Genomic DNA, 13057 nt, shown 5'->3' with positions numbered 1-13057 from the left:
CATCGACGACCGGCGCCGGGGCCGCTGGTTCAACGGCCCCGGCACCGGGTCACTCAGCGGCGTTCGGCCGCGCAGGCGAGATCGCGGTCCGGGAACCGGCCGGCGGTCAGGAACGCGGTCGCCGCGGTGTCGACGCACTGGTTGCCGAGGTACGGGTAGACGCCGTGTCCGCCCGCGTCGACAGTGACCATCCTGGCCCGGTCACCGAACGCCTGCCGCGTCCGGGTGGCGCCGACCAGCGGGGTCGCCGGGTCACGCTGATTCTGCAGCATCAGGATGTTCGACGGCCCCCGGTCACCGATGCGCACCTGCGGCTCGGACGGCGGCGCCCAGAACGCGCACGGCTGGACGTTGGCACCGGCGGCGCCGAACATCGGATGACGGAGCCGGTCGAGCGCCACGGCGGCCTGGTAGCCGGCGACCGACCTCGGCCAGCGGGAATCATTGCAGATCATGGCATAGCGGCCGGAGATCAGATTGTCCACATTGGACGGCGGCTCGCCGCCGAGCGGCGGCAGCGGCTGATCGGTGTCGATCGACTGCCAGACCTTGGCCACCAGCGGCATCCCCTTGTCGCTGTAGAGGAAACCGAAGGTGAGCATCCGGAAGGTCGCGCCGTCGATGTCCTGCACGGGTTTCCGGTCGACCCGCGCGGCGAGCGTGAAGTACTTCGCGGTGACCTGCTCCGGCGTGGCGCCCAGGTGGTAGGTGCCGTCGTTGGTGGCGGCGAACTTCGCGAAGTCCGGGAAGCGGTCGTCGAAGCCCTGCGCGAAGAGGCGGTCGCTCGGATAGTCCCAGCCGCCGGGGTGCATATTGCTGTCCAGCATGATCCGGTCGCCACGCTGCGGGAACAGCGTCGTGAACACCGCGCCGAGGTAGGTGCCCCACGAATAACCCGCGAAGGAGATCTTCTCCTCGCCGAGCGCGGCACGGATCCGGTCCATGTCGCGTGCGGTGTTGGCCGTGCTGATGTGCGGCAGCAGCCAGGCGGACTTCGAAGCGGCGCACAGCCGTGCGATGGCCTTCGACTGCTCGGCCCGTTTCGCCACGTCGGCGGCGTCGCGTGCGTAGGGCGGGACGTTGCCCACCGCCTGCTGTTCGGGCGTCAGGTCGCACGTCACCGGGGTGCTGTGCCCCATGCCGCGCGGGTCGAAGCCGATCACGTCGTAGCTGTCCAGCACGCTCTGCGGCAGCTTCGCCTCGGCCAGTTCCGCAGGGAACTTCAAACCTGGCGCGGGTCCGCCGGGATTGGTCAGCAGCACACCACGGCGCTTCCCGGGCACCTTGCTGGCCAGCCGTGAGATCGCCACGTCGATCTGCGCACCCTCCGGAGACCGATAGTCCAGCGGGACCTTGATCGTCGAACACTCCAGTCCAGGCGAGGCGGCATCGGCCGCACACGGTCCCCACCGCACTCCGCCCACCGAAGAACCCACCGAAGCGCCCGCCGGAACCCCCGCGAGCGCACCCGCTCCCAGCACCACCGCCGTGAGCGCGACGGCCGACACTTTCCTCATCCGGAACCCCTCCTCAGTGCGACGCGAACGCGCCGTATCGTTGCCCGCCAACCGAAACCGGCCACGGACTGTGCGTGAATCCCATTCTGTTCGAAAGCCCGAGCACCGCACATCAAGCGCGCGAACGGTTCCGGGGTCGGCAGGTATCGGTCAAAAGGACTAGGTAGGCTTTCGGTTCGCTCTGTGCCGTAGGGAGATTTCCTTGTCCACAGCCAAGTTCCGCCTGCCAGGACTGTCCAGGGCCGATGCGCTCGAATTGGGCGAGTTCGCCGACGACGACGCGATCTCGTTCCACCACGACCCGGTTCCCGACGGCAACTTCGGCGATCTCGGCCTGGTGACCGGCATCGTGGCCGTCGCCGCGCTCAAGGGCCTGATCGGCTACCTCGTGTACCGGCACCGGGGCAAGTCGTTCGAGCAGGTCATCGAGATCGAGCACCCCGACGGGCGGATCGAGCGGCGTTCGGTGAAGTGGCGGGACACCTCGAGCGAGCCCATCGACGCCGCGCTGGCGAAGCAACTCGGCTCAGCCGTTGGCATTCCGTGGGACAGACTGACCGGCGGCGACCCGCGGTGAGCGAGCATTTCGCGTCCACGCTGAGCGGACGCAGCTTCATCAACCCGGTCACCAACGAGACGGTCATCTCGTCGTTCCAGGTCGCCCAGCATCTCGAAGGCCTGATCCAGCGTCATATCGCCCCCGATTGCCTGCCCGCCTTCCTGCACGAGGCGACCCATCACTGGTGTTTCATGCACACCACGGGCCTGGCGGTGAGCCTGCTGCACCAGCGCGCGCTGGCCGACGCCGCGGCCTACCGCGGCGAACACCGCTTCGACGAGCGCCTCGCGCGCAGGCTCACCGGCGCCATGATGCGGTACGAGGCCTTCATGGCGTTGCAGCGTCCGCTCGCCGAGGGCCTGGCGTTGTTCGCCGAGTTCGACCTGTCCTCGCACGGCACGTTGCCGCGGCTGTGCCCGGTGCTGGCCAGGGTCGCCGACTACTTCGGTCCCGCTGTCATAGCGTCGTTCGAACCGGAGGAACACCGCGACGCGGTGACCCGTGATCTGCTCGACGTCATCCTCGGCTCGACGCGCAGGCGGCCCGACGTGGTGGCCCGCCGGACCGACGTGCTGGTCCGGCCCGCCGATCCGGAGGACGGCGGCTACCTTCCCGGATATCTGCTGGTGAAAGCGCTGTGGAGCGCCGGAATGGGCGTCGACTCCCGTCTCGGCGACCCGGAACTGTTCTTCGCCTACTTCATCGCGTACTTCTACACCGACCTCGGGACGATCGCGCAGCTGCTCGACGAGGAAGACGATCTGCGTGCCGTCGACCGGCTGAGCGAGTACTTCGTCGAGCGCGTCGTCCGGTTCGGCCACGCTGACCATGTGGCGCACCTCGACGAGTTCCTCGCCCAGAACGAAAACCGCAAGGTCCACGACCGGTTCGAAGACTGGGCGCGGCACGGCAACGTGCGCTGGGAGGTCGACGACACGACCAGTGAACTCGGCGTACGGCGCCTGGTCGCGTTGCACGACGAAACCCTGGAGAACGCCACGGACGAGGACCTCGCGCGGAACGTGGCGCTGATGTTCCAGCGTGGTGTGCTGTCCTTGGGCAAGCATCCGGTGACCATCGGCGTCGCAGCAGGGAGCCGATTCACCGTCACCAGCGGGGAAACCGTGGTCATGACCGGCACGGGCACGTTCGACCTGCCCGCCGGCGCCACGGCGGACGGCCGGGCCGAGGTTTCGATCGACGCCTACAGCGGCTGTGCCGCGATCACCCTGTCGACCGCGGACGGCCCGCCTTCATATTGGTTCTCCGACGACGCGAGCGAGCAGTGGCGGCAGTCGTTCCTCAACACCCGCGACGCGATCTCACAAGCGGAGGGCGAGAGCCAGGAGTTCCTCGTCTTGCTACGAGACGTGGCCAAACAAGCCTCAGGAGTCCTTTATCCGCTGGAAATCGCACGAGATCGCGCCACTGAGGCCACCACGGTGTTCACCCACCTGGCGGTCGCCGTGCTCACCGCAGCGATGGAAAACCGCGCCCCCGATCTCGACGCCGTGGCGCGGGCCGTCGAACTGCTCGAACCCAGCGGGCTCGCGGGCGTGTTCGACCGGATCCGGCACGTCCGCGCACTCGCCTGGGGCGGGCTGGTCATGTCGACCGGCGCGCTGCCGGACCTCGACACCGCACGGAAACTCTTCGACGAGGACCGTGACATCCACGGTGTCGCGGGCGACTTCGACGAGACCGTGGAGTTGATCCGCCGCACCGGGCTGGAGAAGCTCGGCAACCCGCTCTACACCGTCAGGGACGGCAGGCCGTTGTTCATCCTCTAGTGCGATCCAAGTCGAGCAGCGTTCTGGTGTCACGGAAGGGGAATCCCGCCGCGGCGATGGCCTCCAGCCTGCCGTCGAGCACGGCATGATCCGGCTGGGCGGCCAGCAGCCCGCGGATCCGGTCCGACCGCTCGGCGGCCTCCACCCCTTCGCCGATCGCGGACGCCCCTCCTCTGATCACCTTGGCCACGCCGTCCTTCACCGTGCTCTCGCCGGCGCGCGAACTCACGACCGTGCCCACACAGGCGCTTTTCACGCCGTCTTCAGGATCGGTCACCAGCGTGATGCCGAGATCGGAGAGGTCGCCGCGCTGGCCGTTCATCGCCATGTGCGCGAACGACGTCCAGTGCTCCGCCATCTCTTCGATGAGCCCGTTTTCGACATTGTCGCGTACCTCCGCGAGCGTCGAGTCGAACGCGTTTCCGCAGGAGGCCAGCAGCAACGACAGCGAGGACGTCATCCTGACCTGGTACACGACGAGCGCGGGCAGCCCTGGCAGCAGCCGCCATTCGAGTTCGTCGAATCCACTGGGCAGCTTGCGGACCCGCAGCGGCCCGACGAGCCGTTCAGCGGACGGCGGGCCGGACACCGCATCGGCGAACAAACGCACGTGACTCCTCTCTTTCAGGCGCGCAGGTGGTCGACGTCGACCGGTACCGTACGGGCGCCGGGCGTCGTCCACGACGGCAATTCCAGTGCGAGCCCCATGGTCCGGGTGACCAGTCTGCGGCGCGGCCAGCGGCCAGTGGACGTGACGTCGGCCAGTTCCGCGATGAGCGCTCGGCGCTGGGCGAACGTCACCGAGCGCCAGCGCATCTTGAACGTGGGCTTGACCGGCGCGATGAACTCCCTGATCGACTTGTGCGCCTCGGCGGACCGGGTCTCGTAGCCCCGGTCCGGCACGTAGTGCAACGCCAAGTCGACCAATGGGGCGCCGCCACCGGTCTGATGGTGGCAGCGGGACAGCATCCGGGCGATCTCCTCCACGGCCACCTGCACCGCGCACGACACCTGTTCCTGCCAGCGCCCGAGTTCCGGCGCGTTCAGCGACTGCGCCGTCACCTCCTCCGGCATCACGATCAGCGCGCGGACGGCGGTTCCGGCGAGTTCCACCCGCAGCCGCGCCCACCGGCCACCGGTGTCGACGAAGAACCGCGGCGGCGGGCTGTCCGTGTCCAACGCGTACCGCGCCCGGATCCGCTTCTTCAGCTCGACGAACGGGTGCTCGTCGGCTCGATCATCAGGCAGCACGAACACGAACTCCAGTTCCTCACCGGTGAGGTTCAGCCGCACCGGGAAGAGCGAACCCAGCCCGGTCATGAACGCCGCGCCGACGACGAGTGCCTCCTTGCTCGAACCGCCCAGCGGCATCGTCGCCTCCTCCGAGACTCGCTCTAGACCTGCAGATCGGCCTCGATGCGCTTGAGATAGTGCCTGGCCAGCGCGAGATTCGCCTGTTCACGGTCGAGCACCAGGTACAGGAACAGGCTGCTCCGCCCGTGCACGGAGTCCAGCAGCCGGATCAGGTGATACTGGCGGTGCAGGGTGATGAGGATGTCCTCAATGGTGTCGTTGAGCGCGAGCGCCGCCATGACCCGCATCTTCGACCTGATGACGTCGGTGTTGCCCGCCGCCGCCACCTCCAGGTTGAGCCAATCCCCTCCCCCGCTGGTGCCGAGCGACATCCCGCTCTCGTAGTCGACCAGCGCGACGCCGAGCGCGCCGGCGATCGACATGGACTCTTTCAAGGCGTTTTCGATGTTCATCGAACCTCCGCTTGTACTGTCGATTCAAAACGGCTAATCCGGCAGCAGTTTCTTGATCCGCTCGATCACCGGACGGCATTCGAACAGCAGGCGCCCGACATTCAGATCCTTGTCGCCCATGATGACCATCAGCGCCATTCGGCCTATCGCGTAAACCGCCATATAGCCCTCACTGCTGAACACCACAGTCTGACTGAGCGTGCCCCTTCCGGTGATTTCGGCCGCCTGCCTGGCGATTCCCAGATTCGCGGCCGCGAGCGCCGAGATCTTAGCCGGATCGATGCCGGGCGCCGCGTCGGCGATGAGCGGAATCCCGTCCACCGCGGCGATCACCGTGTCGGACACCCCCGTGACGGTCTCTCGAAGGTTCCGCAACTCGACGGCCAATGCTTCGAAATCCACTACTTCACTCTCTGTTTTTCCAGGCAGCGGGCCCGGGGCATCGAATTGACGTCGCGCAATTACGGGCGACCGAAGAAAAGGGGAACTGGTCGAGCTTGCCAACCCGAAGGAAACTACCACCACGACTACCGATCACTCAATCGATACCCATAAGTAGCGCCCGCGTCACGCGATCGAGTGAAGCATTTGTCGTTTCTGTAACAGCCGAGATCTACCGGACCATCCTCCGGCGCCGATATCTTTTCACCACGCGCGGGGGCGAGGGGTGTGAGTGGTGACTCTGCTGCATCTAGCGGAGCAGAGTTACCACTCGCGGATGCCCGAGGGCTGTGGTGTGCGGGATAAAGCCCGCTTTACTCCGCGAGGGTCGTGAGTGTTGCGGGCGTGAGGGCTGAAGTGAGGGGACCCCTCAGCGCATATGTCGCACCCAGGGGTCCCCTCGCACCGAAGTCCAACACACCACATTTGCCCGTCCCCTCAATAGAACCGGCCGTATCACTCACGACCCCCACAACGACCCCGGCCAATAACCGGCCGTCTCCGCCCGCGGCGGGTGGTTGGCGCGTTCTTGGCGGTGCTTTGGCGGGGTCGGCCATCGTGGTGCCCGAACCGCCGTTCGACCAGCGATGGGGGGAGGTGCACCGATGAAGAAGATCCAGATCCGCAAGGCAGGCTCCGTTCGCCTGACCGCGGCTGCCTGCAGCAAGTACGTCATCAAGCCGAACTGACGCACCGCGCGGCGGCGTCGGGCGGGGGTGGGTGCCCGCCGCCCGGCGCCGCCACCGGCGGTGCGCACGCGAGAGGCGCACATCGTGACCGATGCACAGACGACCGGTTCCCGTTTCGACCGTGGGCTGCCGGTGGACCTCCACCCGCTGGTCTACCTCGAAGAGGGCGAGGAGGTCACCGTCGGGCGCGCGGACGTGGACTCGTACGCGATCCTCCCGGCGGACGGGGCCGCGCTGATCCGCGAGCTGGCCGCTGGAAGGACGCCGGCGCAAGCCGCGGACTGGTACTTGGCGGAATACGGCGAGAACGTCGACATCGACGACGTTCTCGCGTGCCTGGACGAACTCGGTTTCCTCCGTGCGAGCGAGGAAGCCGTGGCCGTCGCCGAGCCGATCCGGTGGCAGCGGCTCGGTGCCGCACTCTTCAGTCCCGCGGCCTGGTTCGTTTACGCCGCCGTGTTCGGCTGGGCGATCGTGGTCACGTTCCTGCGTCCCGATCTCGCGCCGCGGCCACGCAACATCTTCTTCACCGAGTACTACACGCTCGTCAACGTCGTGCTGTTCGCGGTCGCGATCCCGCTGGTGCTGCTGCACGAGGCCTTCCACGCGCTCGCCGGGCGGCGCCTCGGCGTCCGCTCGACACTGACCGTCGGGCGCAGGCTGTATTTCATCGTGCTGGAGACGTCACTCGACGGTCTGGTGGCGGTCCCCCGGCGGAAGCGTTACCTGCCCATTCTCGCCGGGATGTTCGCCGATCTGCTGGGAATCGCCGTACTGACCATCGTCGCCGACCTGACCAGGGCAGGCGACGGAACGCTCGCGCCGACCGGGAAACTGTGCCTGGCGATCGTGTTCGCCGCGTTCATGCGCGTGGTCTGGCAGTTCTTCTTCTACCTGCGCACCGACATCCACGTGCTCATTTCCACCGTGCTGGGGTGCGTCGACCTGCACACGACGGCCAAGCGGGCGCTGGTCAACCGGTGGCACGACCTGCGTGGGCGGCCGGACCGCAAGTCCGATCCGGGCCTCTGGCATCCGGCCGATCGTAAGGCAGCGCGCTGGTACTCCTGGCTGATCGTCGTCGGATACACGGTCAGTCTGTCCACAGTGGTCTTCACCGGATTCCCGATCGCTTACCAGACCTTCACGGGCGTTCTCGGGCGGGCAGGCGGCGACGCGACCGTCGTGCAGCGCCTCGACTCGATCGTCTTCCTGCTGCTTTTCCTGGGCGAGGTCGCCGTCTTCGGCTGGCTGCTCGTCCGGGACCGGCGAAACCGCCTCCGTGCACGGCGTTTCGAACACGTCATCAGCTGAAAGACATCCCAGGTCCGTAGATGTCAAGCCGCGGTGGAGGTGATGTGGTGCGACCAGGCGGTTGTCTCGTTGTAGAGGGTGCCGGTTTTGAGGCATCCGTGGAGGATGCCGACGAGTCGGTTGGCGAGCTGGCGCAGGGCGGCGTTGTGGCCGCTGCCGCGGGCGCGTTGCGTGTCGTAGTAGGTGCGTGCCCCGGGCGAGAAGCGCAGCGCGCTGAACGCCTGGGTCAGCAACGCGTCAATGAGCCGATCGTTGTGGATGAACCGGGCCAGCGCGACTTTCTTCTTGCCCGACGCTCGGGTGATCGGGGAGGTCCCGGCGTAGTTCTTGCGGGCTTTGGCGGTGGCGTAGCGGTCGGGGTCGTCGCCGAACTCCGCGAGCACCCGGGCGCCGAGAACCGACCCCAGACCAGGCTGGGACAGGATGATCTCAGCGGCCGGGTGCTGCCCAAAATAGGCATCGACCTGCCTTTGCAGGGCTTTGACCTGGGTGTCGAGGACGTTCAGGACCGCGATCAGCGCCTGAACCGAGGCGGCGTAAGCGGCCGCCACCACTTCGGGCTGGCCCAGGTGCTCGGCGCGCAGCGCGGCCTGGACCGCGGCTGCTTTCTCCGCGATGTTCTTGCGACGCGCCCGTTTCAACGCGGCGCTGATCTGAGCGATCGTCAGCCGGGCTGCCTGGGCCGGGGTCGGGGCCTTGCCCAGCAGTTCCAGGGTGTCGGCGGCGTCGAGGTCATCGAAGGCGGCCAGCGCGGCGGGGAAATAGTCCCGCAGCGCGTGCCGCAGCCGCTGCGTGTGGCGGGTGCGTTCCCAGATCAACGTCTTGTGGGTGCGGGCAACCACCTTCACCGCCTCGATCTGGGCGCTGTCACCGGCGACCGGCCGCAGCTCGTGGGCGTGGGTGCGGGCCATGTCGGCCAGCACATGCGCGTCACCGGCATCGCTCTTGGCACCCGAGACACCCAGCCGGTCGCGGAACCTGGCCGCCTGCAACGGATTCACCGCCAGCACCGTGTAGCCGGCGGCGACCAGCGCCCGCACCCACGGACCCCGGTCGGTCTCGATCCCGACCAGCACCTCGGCTTCGTCGGCGTCGTCACCGATCAGCTCACCGATCAGCTCGCCGATCATCGTATGCAGCCGGGCCATCCCCGCCACACCCTCCGGCAGCCTGGCTCTGCCCAGCCGACGGCCGGCGGCGTCCATCACCTCCACATCGTGGTGGTCCTCAGCCCAGTCATCTCCCACGAAAAGCCGCAAAAGTCCTCCCGATCTCGATCACCTACAGCAGCCAGCGGGAGAACCTCAGCGACCTAATCAAACAGTGCTTCCCACCACGAACACGCGGGGCACGACATCCCATCAGCGATCAACTCTCCCGGCCCACCGGCAGGGGCACTGTCTTTCATCAGGACTCAAGCGTCCAGGACATCCGAGTGCTCACCCGCCGACCGGCTACCACCAGGAGTGTGCCGGATAGCCCACTCCCAGAACTGATTAGGACCTCGCAGATGCGCAGGCACCATTGGGTCGCCGGGGCGACCCGCCGAGACCGCGAACTGGCCGTCGCCCGGATCGAGCTTCCCCCGGCGCTGGCCACGATCGACGCGCACCGCAGGCTGCGCGGGCCGTACACCGCCGCGGGCACGCTGGTCCGCCGGATCGCCGGGGACCTGCTCGCCCGGCTGCCCGAGCTGGGGCAGCGGCACAACACCGAGCTGCTCTCGGCCGCTCCCGAGCTGATCGACACGATCCCGACCGCGTGGGCGGGTCTGGAGTGGACAGTCGGCGAGGGTGAACGCACCCGCTACTTCTCGCGGCTGCACACGGTCAACGTGGCGAACGGGTTCGCCGAGATCCTCCGCGACTACCTGGCCGCGCTCGGCGGCCCGCGCGCGCTGATCGTGGACAACGCGCACCTGGCCGACCCCAGTGACCAGGAACTGCTGGCGGTGCTGCTGCGGCGGCGCGACCTCCCATTGCTGACGCTCGTCGTCGGCACCGGTACCGGCCCGGTGCCGGACCCGCCTGGCGAGACCGCCGTGTCGCTGCACGCGTCCCTGACCGCCAACGCGTGCCGCGTCGAAGCGCCCGCACTCGATCAGCCTGTCGCCGACGGAGACGTCGCCGCGCTCGCGAAGACCTATGTGGACGGTGACGGGGTGAGTGATGATCCACGACTGCGCGAGGCGTACCTGCGGTTGCCGCCACAGCGACGGGCCGTGCTGCACGACGACAGGGCGCGGGAACTCGCCGAGCGTGACGAGTTCTCCCTGCGGCTCGGCGCGATTCCGTATCACGCCGAGCACGGCACCGACCCGCGCGGCATGGGGGTGCGCGCGGTGCGGCTCGCGATGGAGCACTGCCGCAACATCGGCCTGTACCACGCCTCCGCCGACCTCGCGGTGCGTGGCCGCGCGTTGGTCGGCAAGGACAGCGACCCGGAACTGTGGTGGCGCTTCGGCGAAGAGGCCGCGGTGTCGATGGCCTCGCTGGGCCGCGCGGCCGAGTCCGAGGCGATCCTGCACGAGGCGCGGGCGGCGACCAGCGACCCCAGTGTGCACATGAACGTCTCCTACACGCTCGCCATGCTCTACGCGCGCCACTACCCCGAAGGCCAGCGCGACTTCGACAAGGCGCGCGCGTGGATCAACCAGACGATCGCGATCGCGACCCTGCTGGAGGAACCCAAGAAGCGGGTGTTCCAGTCCGTGTTCAGCCGCAACGGCCTCGCGCTGATCGAGGTGCGGCAGCAGCGTCCCGCCGAGGCGTTGCGCCTGCTCGAAGACGGCATGGCGGAGCTGGAACGGGATCTCGGCCCGGACGAGCAAGCGTTGCACCGCAGCGTGCTGCGCTACAACCGGGGCCAGGTGCTGGTGATGATGGGACGGCTGGAAGAGGCTCTGGCCGACTATCGCATGGTCATCGAGGCCGACCCGGAGTTCGCGGAGCACCACTTCAACGTGGGCAACCTGCTGAGCAAGCTCGGCCGTCACGGCGAGGCGCTGCGAGCCTACGAGCACGCGCTCAGCCTCGACCCGCCGTTCCCCGAGTGCTACTACAACCTGGCCGACACCCGCCGTGAGCTGGGCGACGACGACCAGGCGCTGGCCGACTTCGGCTACGTCATCGAACTCGATCCGGCGCACGTGGACGCCCGCATCAACCGGGCGGGCATGCTGCGCGACCGCGACGACCTTGCCGGCGCCTGGGACGACGTCACCGCCGGTCTCGAACTGGCCCCGGGCAACCCGCATCTGTTGTGCCTCAAGGGAAGTCTGCTCGCCGAGCAGGGTGACGCGCGTGCGGCGACCGAGGTGCTCAGCGCGGCGTTGGAGGCCGATCCCGACCTCGCCGAGGCGTGGGCGCTGCGTGCCGGTCTCGCGTACGGGGCGGGCCGCACCGGGGACGCGCTCGCCGATCTCGACCGTGCCGTCGCACTCGCCGACGAACCCGCCTTCCGCTACAACCGCGCGGTCATCCACCAGGAGTCCGGCAGGCTGGCCGAGGCGATCGCCGACTACCGGGCGATGCTGGCGGTGACCGAGGACGAGGACGCGCGCGATCGGCTGGCGTCCTGCCTGCGGGTCGGGGTGTAGGCCGCCATGTCACTCCAGCCGACACTGGATTCCTCGGTCGCCGAGTTGTTCACCGAAGCGATGAGCCGCCTGGTGACCGGGCTCGCGGTCGTCACCGCCCGAGGCGCGGACGGGCGGCCGTGCGGCCTGCTGGTCTCGTCGATCTGTTCCTACAGCGCCGAACCGCCGTCGCTGCTGCTCTCGATCGCACGGTCGGCCAGGTCCTACGCCGCGGTGACCGACCGAGGCCGGTTCGGCGTGCATCTGCTCGGGATCGAGCACGAGCCGGTCGCGCGCACGTTCGCCGGGCGGGGCGGCGACAAGTTCGCCGGGCTGCGGTGGCACTGGCACCGCGGCACCCCGCGCTTGGCGGACGTGCCGGTCTACCTGTGCTGCGCCGTGCGGCGGGTGATCCACGAAGGGGACCACGCGATCATCGTCGCCGGGATCAGCGACGGCGACATCGCGCCCGGCCGCCCGCTCACGTACTACCGCCGCCGGTTCGACTGGCGGCTCAGCGATCCCGCGTAGCCGTGACATGCCGGCATAGTGCGGCGTTCTCGTCGTGGCCCCGGAGAATGGTCCGCTGCGCGGCGCGCAGTGCCGGGCCGGGCTCGATGCCGACCTCGTCGCGGAGCACGCGCTGAGCGCGCGAGAACACCGCGAGCGCCTCGGCCCGGCGCCCGGACCGGCAGTAAGCGGCCATGAGCCGTCGATGGAAGCCCTCGCAATAGGGATGGCTCGCGCACAGCTGCTCGAGTTCGGCGATCAGGCCGGCGCCGGAGCCGTGCACGAGGTCGACGTCGATCCGGCTTTCCAGCGCCGACAGCCGTTCCTCCTCGAGGTAGCGCGCGTACCGGTCGTACTCGGGCCACCTGGCGAGATCGGCCAGCACCCGGCCACGCCACAACGACAGCGCCATCCGGAACTCGGCCGCGGCGCGCTCGCAGCCGCCCGCGCCCAGCAATTCGCGGCCCCGCGCCAGATGCGCGCGAAACCGGACGACGTCGAGCTGGTCTGGTTCGGCCGCCACCAGATATCCGGCCGAGCCGGTCTTGAGCACCGAGTGCGTGCGTGGATCGCCACGGTCGCCTGCCAGCGATCGGCGTATCCCGCAGACGTACATCTGGACGGCGGCCTGCGCCGAACGCGGCGGCCGCGCTCCCCACATCTGGTCGATGATCGCGTCGGTCGTCACCAGTTTGTTGGCGTTGAGCAACAAGATCGCGAGCAGCACCCGTTGCCGGAACGGGCCTGGCGTGCGGTCGTGACCGTCCCGGATGATTTCGAGTGGACCCAGCAACCGGAATCGCGCGCGGTCGACGGAGTGCTCCATCGTGGTCACCGCCGGCGACATTCGGTTGACGAGCGACCGGATACCGATGCTTGAGGTTTTCTTTTCCT

The 13057-nt window shown here is 68.3% G+C and carries 12 protein-coding genes; 5 read left to right on the top strand and 7 right to left on the bottom strand.

The window, feature by feature from the left end; genetic code table 11:
- Positions 1–53 precede the first annotated feature (53 nt).
- The gene (locus AB5J62_RS19250; protein WP_370949614.1) at positions 54–1517 is read right to left on the bottom strand and encodes an alpha/beta hydrolase; all 1464 of its coding nucleotides are present in this window, start codon (positions 1515–1517) and stop codon (positions 54–56) included.
- 202 nt (positions 1518–1719) lie between these two features.
- Here AB5J62_RS19250 and AB5J62_RS19245 point away from each other — a divergent pair, with 202 nt between their 5' ends.
- Both AB5J62_RS19245 and AB5J62_RS19240 read left to right on the top strand, forming a co-directional pair.
- On the top strand, positions 1720–2094 hold the full coding sequence (locus AB5J62_RS19245; protein WP_370949612.1) for a hypothetical protein: 375 nt from the start codon (positions 1720–1722) through the stop codon (positions 2092–2094).
- On the top strand, positions 2091–3866 hold the full coding sequence (locus tag AB5J62_RS19240) for a hypothetical protein (RefSeq protein ID WP_370949611.1): 1776 nt from the start codon (positions 2091–2093) through the stop codon (positions 3864–3866). The genes AB5J62_RS19245 and AB5J62_RS19240 overlap by 4 nt, the downstream gene beginning before the upstream one ends.
- Here the strand turns inward: AB5J62_RS19240 and AB5J62_RS19235 are convergent.
- From AB5J62_RS19235 to AB5J62_RS19220, 4 genes are read right to left on the bottom strand one after another with little or no spacing between them, the layout of a single operon-like run.
- Positions 3856–4476, bottom strand: coding sequence for a hypothetical protein (locus AB5J62_RS19235; RefSeq protein ID WP_370949610.1), 621 nt, complete (start codon positions 4474–4476; stop codon positions 3856–3858). The two genes, AB5J62_RS19240 and AB5J62_RS19235, sit on opposite strands and share 11 nt — an antisense overlap.
- Before the next feature lie 14 nt (positions 4477–4490).
- A complete protein-coding gene (locus AB5J62_RS19230) occupies positions 4491–5237 on the bottom strand; it encodes a hypothetical protein (protein ID WP_370949609.1) in 747 nt (248 codons plus the stop codon).
- Between the two features lie 23 nt (positions 5238–5260).
- Positions 5261–5632, bottom strand: a complete 372-nt coding sequence (locus AB5J62_RS19225) for a hypothetical protein (RefSeq protein WP_370949608.1) — start codon at positions 5630–5632, stop codon at positions 5261–5263.
- A 33-nt stretch (positions 5633–5665) separates the two neighbouring features.
- Positions 5666–6034 carry a roadblock/LC7 domain-containing protein gene (locus AB5J62_RS19220; protein ID WP_370949606.1) on the bottom strand — a complete coding sequence of 123 codons (369 nt, stop codon included), beginning with the start codon at positions 6032–6034 and terminating at the stop codon, positions 5666–5668.
- Positions 6035–6846: 812 nt separating this feature from the next.
- Here AB5J62_RS19220 and AB5J62_RS19215 point away from each other — a divergent pair.
- Positions 6847–8076: a hypothetical protein gene (locus AB5J62_RS19215; RefSeq protein WP_370949605.1), complete on the top strand. Its 1230-nt coding sequence runs from the start codon at positions 6847–6849 to the stop codon at positions 8074–8076.
- Positions 8077–8099: 23 nt separating this feature from the next.
- Here the strand turns inward: AB5J62_RS19215 and AB5J62_RS19210 are convergent, their stop codons facing one another.
- Positions 8100–9335 carry an IS110 family transposase gene (locus AB5J62_RS19210; protein ID WP_370949604.1) on the bottom strand — a complete coding sequence of 412 codons (1236 nt, stop codon included), beginning with the start codon at positions 9333–9335 and terminating at the stop codon, positions 8100–8102.
- 251 nt (positions 9336–9586) lie between these two features.
- On the opposite strand from AB5J62_RS19210, the gene AB5J62_RS19205 reads away from it, so the two are divergent.
- Positions 9587–11674, top strand: coding sequence for a tetratricopeptide repeat protein (locus AB5J62_RS19205; RefSeq protein ID WP_370949603.1), 2088 nt, complete (start codon positions 9587–9589; stop codon positions 11672–11674).
- A gap of 6 nt (positions 11675–11680) precedes the next feature.
- Positions 11681–12184: a flavin reductase family protein gene (locus AB5J62_RS19200; protein ID WP_370949602.1), complete on the top strand. Its 504-nt coding sequence runs from the start codon at positions 11681–11683 to the stop codon at positions 12182–12184.
- Here AB5J62_RS19200 and AB5J62_RS19195 read toward each other — a convergent pair.
- Complete coding sequence (locus AB5J62_RS19195; protein WP_370949601.1) at positions 12168–12989, bottom strand: BTAD domain-containing putative transcriptional regulator; 822 nt, start codon at positions 12987–12989, stop codon at positions 12168–12170. The two genes, AB5J62_RS19200 and AB5J62_RS19195, sit on opposite strands and share 17 nt — an antisense overlap.
- Positions 12990–13057: the final 68 nt, after the last annotated feature.

The organism is Amycolatopsis sp. cg5, assembly GCF_041346955.1.
Classification (GTDB): Bacteria; Actinomycetota; Actinomycetes; order Mycobacteriales; family Pseudonocardiaceae; genus Amycolatopsis.
This window is presented reverse-complemented; position numbering and strand designations above follow the sequence as displayed.